Annotated in this window: 14 protein-coding genes; 10 read left to right on the forward strand and 4 right to left on the reverse strand. The window is 73.4% G+C overall.

Annotated features, from left to right (window positions below; all coding sequences use genetic code 11):
• Positions 1 to 70: 70 nt before the first annotated feature.
• Both BAW75_RS17650 and BAW75_RS17655 read right to left on the reverse strand, forming a co-directional pair.
• Positions 71 to 763 carry a nucleotidyl transferase AbiEii/AbiGii toxin family protein gene (locus BAW75_RS17650; RefSeq protein WP_043326519.1) on the reverse strand — a complete coding sequence of 231 codons (693 nt, stop codon included), beginning with the start codon at positions 761 to 763 and terminating at the stop codon, positions 71 to 73.
• Positions 763 to 1,092, reverse strand: coding sequence for a hypothetical protein (locus BAW75_RS17655; protein ID WP_223201236.1), 330 nt, complete (start codon positions 1,090 to 1,092; stop codon positions 763 to 765). Before BAW75_RS17655 ends, BAW75_RS17650 begins: the two co-directional genes overlap by 1 nt.
• 100 nt (positions 1,093 to 1,192) lie before the next feature.
• Here BAW75_RS17655 and BAW75_RS17660 point away from each other — a divergent pair, with 100 nt between their 5' ends.
• The 4 genes from BAW75_RS17660 (at position 1,193) to ilvA (ending at position 5,959) form a co-directional block, all read left to right on the forward strand.
• A complete protein-coding gene (locus BAW75_RS17660) occupies positions 1,193 to 2,335 on the forward strand; it encodes a cystathionine gamma-synthase (protein WP_043326515.1) in 1,143 nt (380 codons plus the stop codon).
• 16 nt (positions 2,336 to 2,351) lie between these two features.
• A complete protein-coding gene (locus tag BAW75_RS17665; protein ID WP_043326513.1) occupies positions 2,352 to 3,764 on the forward strand; it encodes an amidase in 1,413 nt (470 codons plus the stop codon).
• 147 nt (positions 3,765 to 3,911) lie between these two features.
• Positions 3,912 to 4,742 carry a DUF4328 domain-containing protein gene (locus BAW75_RS17670; protein WP_244206165.1) on the forward strand — a complete coding sequence of 277 codons (831 nt, stop codon included), beginning with the start codon at positions 3,912 to 3,914 and terminating at the stop codon, positions 4,740 to 4,742.
• Positions 4,739 to 5,959 carry a threonine ammonia-lyase gene (ilvA, locus tag BAW75_RS17675; RefSeq protein WP_104114277.1) on the forward strand — a complete coding sequence of 407 codons (1,221 nt, stop codon included), beginning with the start codon at positions 4,739 to 4,741 and terminating at the stop codon, positions 5,957 to 5,959. The genes BAW75_RS17670 and ilvA overlap by 4 nt, the downstream gene beginning before the upstream one ends.
• A gap of 151 nt (positions 5,960 to 6,110) precedes the next feature.
• Here ilvA and greA read toward each other — a convergent pair whose 3' ends face one another.
• A complete protein-coding gene (gene greA, locus BAW75_RS17680) occupies positions 6,111 to 6,611 on the reverse strand; it encodes a transcription elongation factor GreA (protein ID WP_043326508.1) in 501 nt (166 codons plus the stop codon).
• A 144-nt stretch (positions 6,612 to 6,755) separates the two neighbouring features.
• Complete coding sequence (locus tag BAW75_RS17685) at positions 6,756 to 7,190, reverse strand: DUF4307 domain-containing protein (protein WP_043326506.1); 435 nt, start codon at positions 7,188 to 7,190, stop codon at positions 6,756 to 6,758.
• 238 nt (positions 7,191 to 7,428) lie between these two features.
• Between BAW75_RS17685 and mca the strand changes: the two genes are divergently transcribed.
• The 6 genes from mca to purE all read left to right on the forward strand — a co-directional run bounded on the left by mca (position 7,429) and on the right by purE (position 15,155).
• Positions 7,429 to 8,310 (forward strand): mycothiol conjugate amidase Mca, encoded by an 882-nt coding sequence (mca, locus tag BAW75_RS17690; protein WP_043326504.1) that lies wholly within the window; start codon positions 7,429 to 7,431, stop codon positions 8,308 to 8,310.
• A gap of 48 nt (positions 8,311 to 8,358) precedes the next feature.
• A complete protein-coding gene (locus BAW75_RS17695) occupies positions 8,359 to 8,643 on the forward strand; it encodes a hypothetical protein (RefSeq protein ID WP_104114278.1) in 285 nt (94 codons plus the stop codon).
• A 222-nt stretch (positions 8,644 to 8,865) separates the two neighbouring features.
• Positions 8,866 to 11,355, forward strand: coding sequence for a putative bifunctional diguanylate cyclase/phosphodiesterase (locus BAW75_RS17700; RefSeq protein WP_208635266.1), 2,490 nt, complete (start codon positions 8,866 to 8,868; stop codon positions 11,353 to 11,355).
• Between the two features lie 50 nt (positions 11,356 to 11,405).
• Positions 11,406 to 13,442 (forward strand): thioredoxin domain-containing protein, encoded by a 2,037-nt coding sequence (locus BAW75_RS17705; protein ID WP_104114285.1) that lies wholly within the window; start codon positions 11,406 to 11,408, stop codon positions 13,440 to 13,442.
• A gap of 64 nt (positions 13,443 to 13,506) precedes the next feature.
• Positions 13,507 to 14,664: a 5-(carboxyamino)imidazole ribonucleotide synthase gene (locus BAW75_RS17710; protein WP_104114280.1), complete on the forward strand. Its 1,158-nt coding sequence runs from the start codon at positions 13,507 to 13,509 to the stop codon at positions 14,662 to 14,664.
• On the forward strand, positions 14,664 to 15,155 hold the full coding sequence (purE, locus tag BAW75_RS17715) for a 5-(carboxyamino)imidazole ribonucleotide mutase (RefSeq protein ID WP_104114281.1): 492 nt from the start codon (positions 14,664 to 14,666) through the stop codon (positions 15,153 to 15,155). The genes BAW75_RS17710 and purE overlap by 1 nt, the downstream gene beginning before the upstream one ends.
• Positions 15,156 to 15,322 lie beyond the last annotated feature (167 nt).

The raw sequence follows: 15,322 nt of genomic DNA on the forward strand, positions 1-15,322 counted from the left end.
GAGGTTGGCGGCGACAATTCGGACGGCGACCACCGTCAACCTCATGATCGACGAGAAGACCGGCCGTAGGTCAGGCGCGATCGAGGTAGGCGTCCCAGTCGTCGTCGGGGATGCCGGTCGGGCCGGTCTCGCCGTTGGCGAGGCGCGCCCGGATGTCCGCCTCCCACCGCAGCGCCCATCCGCGCAGCTCGTCGACCTGCTGCTCGGTGAGCCCGTACGAACGGAACGTCCGGCTGTCCCGCTCCGTCACACCACCCAGCCGGTCGGCCAGTTCGTCCAACGAGAAGCCGGCCGTGTGCCGGGCGCCGAGATGCTCCAGCTCCGACCGGGTGAGCCGTTCGGAGGCTGCGCGGACGTCGATGTAGTCGCGGTGGGCGGCACGGTCGTGCAGCGCCCGGACCTTCAATCCGACCGCGTCCTCGAAGGCCAGCACCGGGCCCAGCGCCATGCGGGCTGGCGGCGCGAGTGCCTCCTTGAGCAGATCGACCTCACAGGAAGAGGCGTCGTCCGAGATCAGCAGGCGAGCCATGCGCGGCGTCGCCTCGATGATCCGGGCGGAGAACCCGGCCGCGACGTAGGCGGCGGCGAGCCGGTCCGCCACGGCACTGAGTGGCATCGCGGCGGCCGTGGCGAAGTCGATGTCCTGGGAAGGCCGGTCGACCAGATCGTGGGCACACATGGCGTAGCCACCGGCGAGCATCAGTCCCAGGTCGTCACCAGCGGCGAAACCGATCTCCAGCAGGCGACGGTGCAGCGCGTCCATCACCCGGCGACGAGGTCGGGCAGTTGCCTCTCCCAGAGCCGGGTCACCCGCCGGGCCGTCAACCGTCGAATACGTGGCCAGTCCTGGCGGAGCAGCGCGGCGTCGACGTATCTGATGATGTCGTCCCGCTGGCCGCAGTCAAGCAGGAGGCAGTAGAGGGTCAGTCGCTCACCCGGGTCGCCCACGTCGTAGTCGCCGGGGCCCGACCAGGCAAGGCGCACGGGCAGGCTGACCCGCCCCGACCGCGGGCCGATCAGGAGACCCAGCGAGGCCGGGATCCGGTCGGCGACGCCGTGCAGGCGGGAGGGGAGCGCCTCGGTCGTACTCACCGGACCAGTATGGCCGACCACCCCGACAGAGTCCTGGTTGTGACAGGCGCGCCCGGCCTACCGGGAGCAAAGGGGAAGCGGGCGGACTAACGTCTGCGGCATGAGGCACGGCTTCGACACACTCGCCATCCACGCCGGTCAGGCCCCGGAGGCCCGCACCGGCGCGGTGATTCCGCCGATCTACCAGACCAGCACGTACGCCCAGGACGCCGTCGGCGCGCCGCGCGAGGGCTACGAGTACAGCCGCTCCGGCAACCCCACCCGGGACGCGCTCCAGGAGTGCCTGGCCGCGCTGGAGGGCGGCCAGGTGGCACTCGCCTTCGCCAGTGGCCTGGCCGCCGAGGACACGCTGCTGCGGACCGTCTGCAAGCCGGGCGACCACGTGGTGATCCCGGACGACGCGTACGGCGGCACCTACCGGCTGTTCGCCAAGGTGGCCGAGCGCTGGGGGCTTGACTACACCCCGGCGAAGGTCTCCGACCCGGACGCCGTGCGCGCGGCGATCCGCCCGGGCGCCACCCGGATCGTGTGGGTGGAGACGCCGACCAACCCGCTGCTCGGCATCGCCGACATCGCGGCGCTGGCCGCCGTGGCGCACGACGCCGGCGCGCTGCTGGTGGTCGACAACACGTTCGCCTCGCCGTACCTGCAGCAGCCGATCGCGTTCGGCGCGGACGTGGTGGTGCACTCCACCACCAAGTACGTCGGCGGACACTCCGACGTGGTCGGCGGCGCGCTCGTCGCGGCGGACCGGGCGCTCGGCGAGGAGCTGCGTTACCACCAGAACGCGATGGGCGCGATCAACGGCCCGTTCGACGCCTGGCTCACCCTGCGCGGCATCAAGACCCTCGGGGTACGGATGGACCGGCACTGCGACAACGCCGAGCGGATCGCGGCCTACCTGGACGGCCACGCGAAGGTCGCGCAGGTCATCTACCCGGGCCTGCCCTCGCACCCCGGCCACGAGGTGGCCGCCAAGCAGATGCGGCGGTTCGGCGGCATGATCTCGTTCCGCGCGGCGGGCGGCGAGGAGCATGCCGTGGACATCTGCAACCGATCCCGGCTGTTCGTGCTCGCCGAGTCGCTCGGCGGCGTCGAGTCCCTGATCGAGCACCCGGGCCGGATGACACACGCAAGCGCTGCGGGCTCGCCGCTTGAAGTTCCCGGCGATCTCGTGCGACTGTCTGTCGGCATCGAGACGGTCGACGACCTGCTCGCCGATCTGGAGCAGGCCCTGGGCTGACCGCTGGCTGGGGAGGGTGGCAGTGCCGGAGATCTTGCCGACGACGTGGGTCGGTGCGACCGCGAAACAGATCGCCCGGGCGGTACGCCGTGGCGACGTCTCCGCCACCCAGGTCGTCGCCGACCACCTGGATCACGTCACCCGGGTCGACGCCGACCTGGCCGCGTTCCGCACGGTACGCGGCGGTGAGGCGATCACCGAGGCGGAGAAGGTCGACGAGCAGGAGGAACTGGCGAACCTCCCGCTCGCCGGCGTGCCGGTGGCGGTCAAGGAGAACACGCCGGTGGCCGGCCTGCCCACGTGGAACGGGTCGGCCGCCATGCGTACACCGGTGGCGGAGGCCGACCACGAGGTGGTCCGGCGGCTGCGCGGAGCGGGCGCGGTGATCCTGGGCGTGACCCGGATGCCGGAACTGGGCCTGTGGGCGCTCACCGACGACGACACCGCTGCCACCCGCAACCCGTGGGATCCGGCGCGTACCCCCGGCGGCTCCTCCGGCGGCGCGGCCGCCGCGGTGGCCGCCGGGCTGGTGCCGATGGCGCACGGCAACGACGGCCTCGGGTCGATCCGCATCCCGGCGGCCTGCTGCGGCCTGGTCGGGCTCAAGCCCGGCCGGGGCGTGGTGCCCTGCCAGCTCGGCGCGGACGACTGGTTCGGCCTGACCGAGCACGGCATGCTCACCAGCACCGTGGCCGACGCGGTGGTCGGTTTCTCGGTGCTGGCCGGTCGCCGGCCGGACAAGCTGGTCCCGCCGGCGCGGCTACGGGTCGGCGTCTCGCTGCGCTCGCCGGTGCGCGGCGTCTCGCCGGACGCCCCGAACCGGGACGCGGTGGCCGCCGCCGGCCGCCTGCTCGCCGCCGCCGGTCACGACACCGTGCCCACCGACCCGGTCTACCCGACCCGGCTCGGCCTGCAGGGCATCGCCACCTGGTTCGCGGCGGCCGCCGCCGACGTGCGCGCCGCCGGGGTCGCCCCGCGCCAGCTCCAGCGCCGCAGCCGCCGGCACGTCACGCTCGGCGAGTGGGCGCAGCGCCGGGGGTACGTGCGGGAGGCCGACCGGGCGGCCTGGCGCGAACGGTCGGTGAACTTCTTCGCGGACAACTCGATCGACCTGCTGCTCACCCCGGCGCTGGCCGGGCCGCCGCCGGAGGCCGCCGGCTGGTCCGGCCGCTCCTGGCTGGCGAACATGTCGGCGAACATCAGGTACGCCCCGTACGCGGCGCCGTGGAACATCGCCGGGCTGCCGTCGATCGTGGTGCCGGTCGGCCGCCGCCCGGACGGGCTGCCGGTGGGCGTGCAGTTCGTCGGCCCGCCCGGTTCCGAGCTGCTGCTGCTCGGCGTGGCCGGTCAGTTCGAGATGCAGGCGCCGTGGGCGCGGCACGCCCCCGGCTACCCCCGCGTCGGAACGGGGTCGCCGGCCACCGCGTGATCGTCTAGCGTGTGCGCACCCTGTCGCGCACACCAACTCGGACGGTCCCCGATGAACTGCCAGACCTGCGGGGACGCCACGTCCCCGGCCTTTGAGGAGTGCCAGCGCTGCGGTACGCGCGTCGGCCAACCCGCCGTGAGTCCCGGCGTGCCCACGTACGGCGTGCGCGGACTGGCGGTGGCCGGGGCGTCCGCGGTCGGCGCCGCCACCCTGTGCTACCTGCTCACGGCTCTGTTCCCGCTGGTTGGTGTGCGGATGGCCCGCTCGGCCGCCGAGCAGCTCGACCGGGACGTGCTGTTCGGCGCGGTGCTGGTCGAGGTGCTGTTCACCCTGCCCTACCTGCTCGCCCTGCTGACCGCGGGGACGCTCGTGGTGATCTGGACCTGGCGGGCGCGCAAGAACCTGGACGCCTTCCCGGGCGCCGTGCCGAGCCTGAGCCCGGCGTGGGCGATCGCCGGCTGGCTGGTGCCGTTCGCCAACCTCGTGGTGCCGGCCCGGGTGCTCGCCGACCTGCTCCGGAACAGCGTCTGGCAGCGCCGCCAGTCGTGGCTGGTCGGGGTGTGGTGGGTGAGCTGGCTGGTGTTCCTGATCGGTGACCGGTTCGTCGCGCAGGCGCAGCAGCAGCGGTACGACCGGCTGACCGAGCTGCCCCGCAACGACGCGGAGTTCGGCACGTACGTGCGCTACTACGAGGAGGCGCTCGCGCCCCGGCTGGTGCCGGCGTTGGCCTGCCTGGTCGCCGGGATCGCGTTCGTCGTGCTGATCCGCCGGATCTCCGCCGCCCAGCAGGACCGGCTCGCCCGGGCCGTGCCCGCGTGGCCGGGTCAGCAGGGGTGGCCGGGTCAGCAGGCGTGGCCGGGTCAGCCGGGCGGGCCGGGGCACGCCGACCGGCCCGCTTCCGTCGCGCCGGTGCCGCCCGCGCCGTCGGCCACGTCGGCGCAGATCCCACCGGGGCCGGGTGGCACGATCGGGGCATGACGGAACTGGTCGGTCTCGCCGACGTTCAAGCTGCGCGGGAACTGCTCGGCGGTGTCACCCGTACCACCCCGCTGGAGCCGTCCCGGCCGCTCAGCGCCGCGCTCGGCGGGCCGGTCTGGCTCAAGTGCGAGAACCTGCAACGCGCCGGGTCGTACAAGGTGCGTGGCGCGTACGTGCGGATCTCCCGCCTCTCGGACGAGGAGCGGGCCCGGGGCGTGGTCGCGGCGAGCGCCGGCAACCACGCCCAGGGGGTGGCGCTCGCCGCCGGGCTGGTCGGCGCGCACGCCACCGTCTTCATGCCGGTGAACGCGCCGCTGCCGAAGGTCGCCGCGACCAAGGGGTACGGCGCGCAGGTCGAGCTGGTCGGCAACACGGTGGACGAGTCGCTCGTCGCGGCGCAGACCTTCGCCGAGCGGACCGGTGCGGTGTTCATCCACCCGTTCGACCACGCGGACGTGATCGCCGGTCAGGGCACCGTCGCGCTGGAGATCCTCGAACAGTGCCCGGACGTGCGCACCATCGTGACCGGGGTGGGCGGTGGCGGACTGGTCTCCGGGATGGCGGTGGCGGCCAAGGCGCTGCGTCCCGACGTACGGGTGATCGGGGTCCAGGCGGCGAGCGCCGCCGCCTTCCCGCCCTCGCTGCGGGCCGGCGAGCCGGTACGCCTGCCCTCCTTCGCGACGATCGCCGACGGGATCGCCGTCGGCCGGCCGGGGGAGCTGACCTTCACCCACGTCCGCAAGCTCGTCGACGACGTCGTCACGGTCTCCGAGGAGGACATCTCCCGGGCGCTGCTGATGCTGCTGGAACGCGGCAAGCAGGTGGTCGAGCCGGCCGGCGCGGTAGGGGTGGCGGCGCTGCTGTCCGGCGCGGTTGAGGTGACCGCGCCGGTGGTGGCGGTGCTCTCCGGCGGCAACATCGATCCGCTGCTCATGCTCCGGGTGATCGAGCACGGTCTGGCGGCGGCCGGCCGTTTCCTGCGGATCACGGTGCGCTGCGTCGACCGGCCCGGCCAGCTCGCCTCGCTGCTCGGCGAGATCGCCGAGCACCGCGCCAACGTGGTGGACGTGGTGCACCAGCGGGCCAACCCGCACCTGCGCCTGGGCGAGGTGGAGGTGGCCCTGTCCGTGGAGACGCGCGGGGTGGAGCACTCGGACACCCTGATCAGCGCGTTGCGGGCCAGCGGCTACCAGGTGGTCTTCACCGGCGAGGGCTGAGCCTCTCGGTGGAACACCGACGTCACAGCGGAACGCGAACGCCCCGGCCGGATGATCCGGTCGGGGCGTTCGGGTGTGCGGCTCGGGTCCGAGGAGCCTGTCAGCCTCGGTCGGGTTCGGGACCCGAGCCATCCGGCGCGGGTCCGGAAGGTCAGCCGCTGTACGGCTCGAAGGAGACGATGGTCACCTTGATATCGGCGCCGCTCGGCGCGGTGTAGGTGCAGGTCTGCCCCGCCTTGCCGCCGAGGATGGCCTGGCCGAGCGCGGACTCGGGGCTGTACACCGTCAGGTCGGTGGTGGAGGCGATCTCCCGGGAGCCGAGCAGGAACGTCTCGCTGTCGTCCGCGTCGTCGTCGAAGTAGATCGTCACGACCATGCCCGGCGACACCGCGTCGGTGTCCGGAGCCTCACCGACCTTGGCGGTGCGCAGCAGCTCCTTGAGGTAGAGAATGCGGCCCTCGGCCTTGCCCTGCTCCTCGCGGGCGGCGTGGTAGCCACCGTTCTCCCGCAGGTCGCCCTCCTCGCGCCGGGCGTTGATCTCGGCAGCGATGACCGGCCGGTTGGCGATCAGCTCGTCGAGCTCTGCCTGCAGACGGTCGTAGGCGTCCTGGGACAGCCAGGTGGCGGGCGCCTCGTTTCCATTTGTGGACACAGGCGGTCTCCTCGGTTGGTGCGGACTGGCTGACAGGTGAACTTGCAAGGCTACCAGTGCCGCACACGTCGAGGTGTGCTCAATCACCCCGGTGCCGGCGACGGGACCGGGGTGCGGTTGCCGGCGGCTCGCCGGCGCTCCGGCTCAGCCGGCCGGCCGGCAGCGCAACACCTCACCGATGAACGGCCGGGCGCTCGTGGGCACCTCCTGGCGGGTCCGGATGTGGCGCTGGCCCGGCTCGGCGCTCACAGTGGTCTCGATGCTGCCCACCTGGGCGCCGTCGTGCGAGCGGGCCCGCAGCAGACAGGTGGCGGAGCCACCCGGCGGCACGGTGACCCGGAAGTCGACTGTCACCCGGGAGTCGGTGATGTCGGAGTAGCTGATCATCTCGCCCTGGTACTCCGGGTCGCCGTACTGGTAGTAGAGCTTCGCCGCGCCCAGCCCGAGGACGGCGAGCAGGACCGCCACCGTCAGGGCGAGCAGGACCGGCCGGCGGCGCCCCGGCTCCCGGCGTCGGCCGTACCGGCCGGGCGGGTAGACCGGCGCCTCCGCGGCGACTGTGGCGTGCGTCTCGCTCACCGGCGGGTATCTCCTGGCGTTGTTGTCGGCGGCATCGGCAAGAATGGCTAGGTCCATCTTCCCAGCCCGGCGCTGAGTCAAGGATGGCAGGTCGGCCTGGACCGGCGGGCGTGGCCCTGGCCACTCCGGTGGCGGCCCCCGACCGGCCGTCACGGGGGCTTTCGCGGGCGCGGGGGGAGATTCCGGCAGGTCAGCCGACCGGAGGGTGGTCGGCGGGCACAGACGAGGAGCGCCGAAGGTGGCAGAACAGCTGCGTCTCATGGCGGTGCACGCCCATCCCGACGACGAGTCGAGCAAGGGTGCCGCCACCATGGCGAAATACGTCGCCGAGGGGGTGGACGTCCTCGTCGTCACCGCGACCGGTGGCGAACGGGGCAGCGTGCTCAACCCGAAGATGGACCGCCCCGACGTGTGGGCCAACATCGGTGACATCCGGCGGGCCGAGATGGACGCCGCCCGGGCGATCCTCGGCGTCGAGCAGGCGTGGCTCGGCTTCGTCGACTCCGGGCTGCCCGAGGGCGACCCGCTGCCGCCGCTGCCGGAGGGCTGCTTCGCCCTGCAGGACGTGGACGTCGCCGCCGCGCCGCTGGTGCGCCTGATGCGGCAGTTCCGCCCGCACGTCGTCACCACGTACGACGAGGAGGGCGGCTACCCGCACCCCGACCACATCATGACCCACAAGGTCACCGTGGCGGCGTTCGACGCGGCCGGTGACCCGGAGCGCCATCCCGAGCTGGGCGAGCCGTGGCAGCCGCTCAAGCTCTACTACGACGTGGGCTTCTCCCGGGCCAAGATCATGAGCCTGCACGAGGCGGTGCTCGAAGCCGGGCTCGAATCGCCGTACGGCGAGTGGATGAAGCGCTGGGACGAGCGCCCCGACAAGGGTGCGCGGATCACCACCCGGGTCGAGTGCGCCGACTACTTCCCGGTCCGCGACGACGCCCTGCGCGCCCACGCCACCCAGATCGACCCGGACGGGTTCTGGTTCCAGGTGCCGATGGAGCTGCAGAAGCGCGCCTGGCCGACGGAGGACTTTCAACTCGCCCGGTCGCTGGTGGACAGCCCGCTGCCCGAGTCCGACCTCTTCGCGGGCGTACGGGAGGCGTGCCGTGCCCACTGACCGGGCCGGGGTCTACCCTGGTGCGCAGTCGCACATCGGAGGAACACCATGCTGACCGCCGTCGAGGTGCTCGCACAGAACAACTTCGGTGACACCCGCACGGGCGGTCTGGCCGGTCCGATGGGCCTCTTCCTCATCGTTGCGCTGGCCACCGTCACCGTCCTGCTGATCCGCAACATGAACGCCCGGCTGCGCCGGCTGCCCGACCGCTTCCCGCACCAGGGCGCCCCGGGCCGGGCCGATTCCGCAGTCGCCGATCCGACAGAAGGGCTCGTCGAGCAGGATTCACCGACGAACACGCCCAGCGGCTCCCAGCAGCGACGGAACAGCTGAACACCGCGTGAATCACGCCCAAGCCGGTCGTCGCCCCCTGTTGCGACCACCGGCTTTGGCTTAGCCTTCCGCCGGGGGGACCGTCAGGCCCCGGACCCTGCGCGGAAGGGGGACGCCGATGTCGAAGGCAGCACCGGCCCCCGGCCATGCCTCCGCCCGGCCCGGTGACGGGGCGGCCCCGTGACCACCGAGCCGGCCGACCGTCCCCCGGACCGGGTCGGCCTGCGCGGGACGCCGACGGGCGTCGTCGTGTTGACCGTCGCGGTCGCGTTCACCGGTCTGCTGGCCGCCGTCCTCGGCCTGGTCGTCCCGCCACACCTCCCGGTGGACCACCCGCTGCCCGGCCCGGCGCGGTTCGGCATCGCCACTGTCGCGTTCGCGGTTGCCCAACTCGCCCGGCTGCGCTTCCGTACCGCGTCGGGGATGGTGAGCATCACCTGGGGCGAGGCCGCGCTGGTGGTCTGCCTCTGGCTGGTGCCGGCCGGCTGGCTTCCGGCCGCCGCCCTGCTGGGCGTGGGCACCGCCTGGACCGTGATGTCGGTGGTGTCGGACCGTCGACCGGCCCTGGAACTGGCGGGGATCGCCGGCTCGCTCACCGCCGCCACCGCGCTCGCGGCGGCCGTCGCGACCGCCCTCGGCCCGCCGCTGCTCGCCGCGCCCACCCCGGAACTCGCGCTCACGCTCACCGCCGCCGCGGTGACGTACCTGCTCACCACCGCCTTCCTGGGCGCCGTCACGCTCGCGCTGCGGCACGGCATCCCGATGGGGCCGCCGCTGTTCGCCGCGCTGCGCGGCAAGCTGCTCATGTTCGTCGGCAACGTGGCGGTCGGCCTGGTGGTCGTCGCGCTGCTCGAACTCGACGCGCGCTGGCTGCTGCTCCTGCCGCCGCCGCTCTGGCTGCTCCAGCAGACCTACCGGCACCGGCTGCGGGCCGACCATGAACGGCGGACCTGGCGGGCGTTCGCCGAGGCCACCGCCGCGCTCAACCAGCTCGACGAGCGGGGCGTGGCGACCGCCGCGGTGACCGGAGCGCTCACGCTGTTCGGCGCCGAACTGGTCGAGGTCGACGTGGCCCGGGGCGAGGGACGCTGGCGCCGGTACCGGGCCGACCGTGGCGGGCAGGTCCGGGACCGGGAGGTGGAACCCGCCGGGTGCGCCGGCGTCGCCGAGCACGAGTTGATGCGCCGGCTCGTCGTGGGCTCCGCCGAGGTCGGCCGGCTGCGGGTGCGGTTCGCCCGGTCCGCCCCGCCGAGCGCCCGGGAACGCGACGGCGTGGCGGCCTTCGGGGACGCGCTCGCCGGCGCCCTGCACGACGCCGCCACGCATCGGGAGCTGCGGCTGGTCACCGCCCGCTCGTCGTACGACGCGGTGCACGACCAGCTCACCGGCCTGCTGAACCGGGCGGCGCTGCTCACCAAGGGGGACCAGGCGTTGCGGCAGCGCCCGCACGACCACCCGGTGGCCCTGCTGCTGCTCGACGTGAACCAGTTCAAGGAGGTGAACGACACGCTCGGGCACTCGGCGGGTGACCAGCTGCTGCGGCTCACCGCCAGCCGCCTCGCCGCGCTGACCCGGCCGGGCGACCTGCTCGGGCGGCTCGGCGGCGACGAGTTCGCGCTGCTGCTGACCTCGGTGCCGATGGTCGAGGACCGGACGGCCCCGCTGGCGTACGCGCTGCGCCAGGCCCGGGAGGTCGCCGAACGCCTCGCCGCCCCGACCGAGGTGGCCGGGGTACGGATGTCCGTCGAGGTGGCAGTGGGCGTGGTGGTGGCCGACGCGGGCGCGGCCGACCTGACCGAGCTGCTGCGGCGCGCCGACATCGCCATGTACCAGGCGAAGGAGGGCGGCGGCAGCGTCGCCGCGTACGACAGCTCCCGCGACGCGGCGAGCACCGACCACCTGGCGTTGCTCGCGGAGATGCGGGAGGCGCTGGCCGCCGACGACGAGCTGGTCCTGGCGTTGCAGCCGGCGGTGGACCTGGCCACCGGCGCGCCGACCGGCGTGGAGGCGCTGATCCGGTGGCGGCACCCGCGCCGGGGATGGCTCGGCCCGGCCGACTTCATCCGCCCGGTGGAGAACAGCGAGCAGCTCGGCAGCTTCACCCGGTACGTGCTGGACAAGGCGCTGGCCGTGGCGTCCGCGTGGGCGCGGGACGGGCTGGACGTCCCCATCTCGGTGAACCTGTCCGCGCGCAGCCTGCTCGACCCGCGACTGCCCGCCGAGATCGACGAGGCGCTTCGCCGCCACCAGGTCCCGCCGCACCGGCTGGTCCTGGAGATCACCGAGACGGTGGTGATGAGCGAGCTGGAGATCATCGACGAGGTGCTGGCCACGCTGCGCGCCATGGGCGTGCAGCTCGCGGTGGACGACTTCGGCACCGGTTTCTCCTCGCTGACGTTCCTCACCCGGATCGCCGTGGACGAGCTGAAGGTGGACCGGTCGTTCGTGCTCCGGATGGCCGACTCGCCCGAGGCGGCGGCGATCGTCCGGACCACCGTCGGGCTGGCCCACGAGTTGGGGCTGCGGGTCGTGGCCGAGGGCGTCGAGACCGCCGAGCAGCGCACCGCGCTGGCCGAGCTGGGCTGCACAGCCGCGCAGGGCTACCACTTCTTCAAGCCGATGCCCGCCGACAAGATCGCGGCGGTGCTCGGGTCGCTGCGCGACGGCGCCCGGGGCAACGTCTTCCCGCTGCGCGCCGACGGCGCTTCCTGACGCCTGCCGCACCGGCGGCGTCGGAAGGCGATGGTGGATAGGGTCGGGTGGTGAACCGACTCGCCAAGGCCACCTCGCCCTATCTGCTCCAGCACGCCGACAACCCGGTCGACTGGTGGCCGTGGTGCGAGGAGGCGTTCGCCGAGGCGAAGCGGCGCGACGTGCCGGTGCTGATCTCGGTCGGTTACGCGGCCTGCCACTGGTGTCATGTCATGGCTCACGAGTCGTTCGAGAACGAGGCAGTGGCCCGGCTGATGAACGACGACTTCGTCTGCGTGAAGGTCGACCGCGAGGAGCGCCCCGACGTTGACGCGGTCTACATGACCGCCACCCAGGCGATGACCGGGCAGGGCGGCTGGCCGATGACCGTCTTCGCGACGCCGGACGGCACCCCGTTCTTCTGCGGCACGTACTTCCCGCGCGCCAACTTCATCCGCCTGCTCGGCTCGGTCGCCACCGCCTGGCGCGACCAGCGCGAGGCGGTGCTGCGCCAGGGCGCCGCCGTGGTCGAGGCGATCGGCGGCGCGCAGGCGGTCGGCGGCGTGACCGCGCCGCTCACCGCCGACCTGCTCGACGCCGCCGCGAGCCAGCTCGCCCGGGAGTACGACGAGACGAACGGCGGTTTCGGCGGCGCGCCGAAGTTCCCGCCGCACATGAACCTGCTCTTCCTGCTCCGGCACCACCAGCGCACCGGCTCGGCGCGCAGCCTGGAGATCGTCCGGCACACCTGCGAGGCGATGGCCCGTGGCGGCCTCAACGACCAGCTCGCCGGTGGGTTCGCCCGCTACTCGGTGGACGGCCACTGGACGGTGCCGCACTTCGAGAAGATGCTCTACGACAACGCGCTGCTGCTGCGCGTCTACACCCAGCTCTGGCGGCTCACCGGCGACGGGCTGGCCCGCCGGGTGGCCCGGGACACCGCCCGGTTCCTCGCCGACGAGCTGCACCGGGCCGGTGAAGGCTTCGCCTCGGCGCTGGACGCGGACACCGACGGCGTCGAGGGGCTCACCTACGTCTGGACGCCCGACCAGCTCGTCGAGGTGCTGGGGGCCGACGACGGCCGGTTCGCCGCCGACCTGTTCGAGGTCACCGCCGAGGGCACGTTCGAGCACGGCAGCAGCGTGCTGCGGCTGGCCCGGGACGTCGACGACGCCGACCCGGCGGTGCGGGCCCGCTGGCAGGACGTGGTGGGCCGGCTGCTCGCCGCCCGCGACACCCGCCCGCAGCCGGCCCGCGACGACAAGGTGGTGGCCGCCTGGAACGGGCTCGCGATCACCGCCATCGCCGAGTTCCAGCAGGTCGCCGCGCTGCTCGTGTCCCCGGACGACGAGGACGCGAACCTGATGGACGGCGTGCTGATCGTCTCCGACGGCGCGATGCGGGACGCCGCCGAGCACCTGGCCACCGTGCACGTGGTGGACGGGCGGCTGCGCCGGGTCTCCCGGGACAAGGTCGTGGGCGAGCCGGCCGGGGTGCTGGAGGACTACGGCTGCGTCGCCGAGGCGTTCTGCGCGATGCACCAGCTCACCGGCGAGGGGCGGTGGCTGAGCCTGGCCGGTGAGCTGCTCGACGTGGCGCTGGCCCGGTTCGCCGGCCCGGACGGCGCCTTCTACGACACCGCCGACGACGCCGAGCGCCTGGTCGCCCGGCCCGCCGACCCGACTGACAACGCGACCCCGTCGGGCCGCTCGGCGATCGTCGCGGCGCTCGTGGCGTACGCGGCGCTGACCGGGGAGACCCGCTACCGGGAGGCGGCCGAGCAGACGCTGTCGACTGTCGCGCCGATCGTCGACCGGCACGCCCGGTTCACCGGCTATGCCGCCACTGTCGGCGAGGCGCTGCTGTCCGGGCCGTACGAGATCGCGGTGGCGACCGGCGACCCGGAGGGCGACCCGCTGGTGGCCGCTGCCCGGCGCCACGCCCCGCCCGGCGCGGTGGTGGTGGCCGGCGCCCCGGACCAGCCCGGCGTGCCGCTGCTGGCTGGACGGCCGTTCGTCGACGGGCGGCCTGCCGCGTACGTCTGCCGGGGCTTCGTCTGCCAGCGGCCGGTGACCGGCGTCGAGGAGCTGGTCGCGCAGCTCGGCTGAGCGGAGCGGGCCGGGCCGCCCTCGCGGTCCGGCCCGGCGCCGGCCCTTATAGGCTGGCGGCGCTATGGACTCCCGTACCGGTCTCCCCGTCGTGGGCATGGTGGGTGGCGGCCAGCTCGCCCGGATGACCCACCAGGCCGCCATCGCCCTCGGCCAGTCGCTGCGCGTGCTGGCGCTCGCCCCGGACGACGGCGCCGCGCTGGTCGCCGCCGACGTCCAGTACGGCGACCACACCGACCTGGCCGCGCTGCGTACGTTCGCCAAGGGCTGCGACGTGGTCACCTTCGACCACGAGCACGTGCCCAACGAGCACATCCGCGCGTTGACCGACGAGGGCGTGAAGCTGTTCCCGCCGGCCGAGGCGCTGGTGCACGCGCAGGACAAGCGGGTGATGCGGGAACGGCTCGGTGAGCTGGGCGCGCCGAACCCGGCCTGGCGTCCGGTGGAGTCCCCGGCCGACCTGATCGCCTTCGGCGAGGAGACCGGCTGGCCGGTGGTGCTCAAGGCCGCCCGGGGTGGCTACGACGGGCGGGGCGTCTGGATGGTCGACGACGCGGGCCAGGCCGGCGCGCTGGGCGCCACGCTGCTCGCCGGTGGCACGCCGCTACTGGTCGAGGAACGGGTGAAGCTGCGCCGGGAACTGGCCGTGCAGGTGGCCCGGTCGCCGTTCGGGCAGGTCGCCGCGTACCCCGTGGTGGAGACGGTGCAGCGCGACGGCATCTGCGTCGAGGTGCTGGCGCCCGCGCCCGACCTGCCGGAGGAGCAGGCCGTCGCCGCGCAGCAGCTCGCCATCGACCTCGCGACCGCGCTCGGTGTGGTCGGCCTGCTCGCGGTGGAGCTGTTCGACACGCCGTCCGGGCTGGTCGTCAACGAGCTGGCCATGCGGCCGCACAACTCCGGGCACTGGACCATCGAGGGGGCCCGGACCTCGCAGTTCGAGCAGCACCTGCGGGCGGTCCTCGACTACCCGATGGGGGACACCTCGCTGACCGCGCCGGTCGTGGTGATGGCGAACGTGCTCGGCGGCGAGCCGGGCGGCATCTCCATCGACGAGCGGCTGCACCACCTGTTCGCGGCCGAGCCCGGGGCCAAGGTCCACCTGTACGGCAAGCAGGTCCGCCCCGGCCGCAAGATCGGGCACGTCACGGTGCTCGGCAACGACCTTGAGGACGTACGGGCCCGGGCCGCGCGTGCCGCCCGCTGGCTCCAGGAGGGGCACTGATGAGCACCGTCGGGCTGATCATGGGCAGTGACTCGGACTGGCCGGTCATGCGGGCCGCCGCCGAGGCGCTGGACGAGTTCGGCGTGCCGTACGAGGTGGGTGTGGTCTCGGCGCACCGCACCCCGGGCAAGATGATCGAGTACGGCCGGGCCGCCGCCGGCCGGGGCGTTCAGGTGATCATCGCGGGCGCGGGCGGGGCGGCCCACCTGCCCGGCATGGTCGCCTCGGTCACCCCGCTGCCGGTGATCGGTGTCCCGGTGCCGCTGAAGTACCTGGACGGGATGGACTCGCTGCTGTCCATCGTGCAGATGCCGGCCGGTGTGCCGGTCGCCACCGTCTCGATCGGGAACGCCCGCAACGCCGGCCTGCTGGCGGTACGCATCCTGGGCGCCGCCGACCCGGTGCTGCGCGACAGGATGGCCGCCTACCAGGCGAGCCTGGAGGATCTGGTCGCCGAGAAGGAAGCCGCGCTGCGCGCCTCCCTCACCTGACCGTTCGTCACTCTTCGTGCTTAACTCGGCTGGTTGCTGAGCGTGACCGGCTGGGCGGGCGGCTGTTTGTGCCCTCCGCCGACTTTGCTCTGCAGCCATCGACGCAGCGCGGCCTTGACCTGCGGTTCTGCGTTTCCTCGAAATTGGCTCCGCACCGGCACTCGTCA

Origin of the sequence: Micromonospora chalcea (assembly GCF_002926165.1) — a bacterium.
Taxonomy (GTDB): Bacteria; Actinomycetota; Actinomycetes; order Mycobacteriales; family Micromonosporaceae; genus Micromonospora; species Micromonospora chalcea.

Coding starts and splice junctions, on each gene's coding strand:
- BAW75_RS17650 (WP_043326519.1), bottom strand. CDS start 763: ATGGACGCGCTGCACCGTCGCCTGCTGGAGATCGGTTTCGCCGCTGGT.
- BAW75_RS17660 (WP_043326515.1), top strand. CDS start 1,193: ATGAGGCACGGCTTCGACACACTCGCCATCCACGCCGGTCAGGCCCCG.
- ilvA (WP_104114277.1), top strand. CDS start 4,739: ATGACGGAACTGGTCGGTCTCGCCGACGTTCAAGCTGCGCGGGAACTG.
- BAW75_RS17695 (WP_104114278.1), top strand. CDS start 8,359: ATGCTGACCGCCGTCGAGGTGCTCGCACAGAACAACTTCGGTGACACC.
- BAW75_RS17710 (WP_104114280.1), top strand. CDS start 13,507: ATGGACTCCCGTACCGGTCTCCCCGTCGTGGGCATGGTGGGTGGCGGC.
- purE (WP_104114281.1), top strand. CDS start 14,664: ATGAGCACCGTCGGGCTGATCATGGGCAGTGACTCGGACTGGCCGGTC.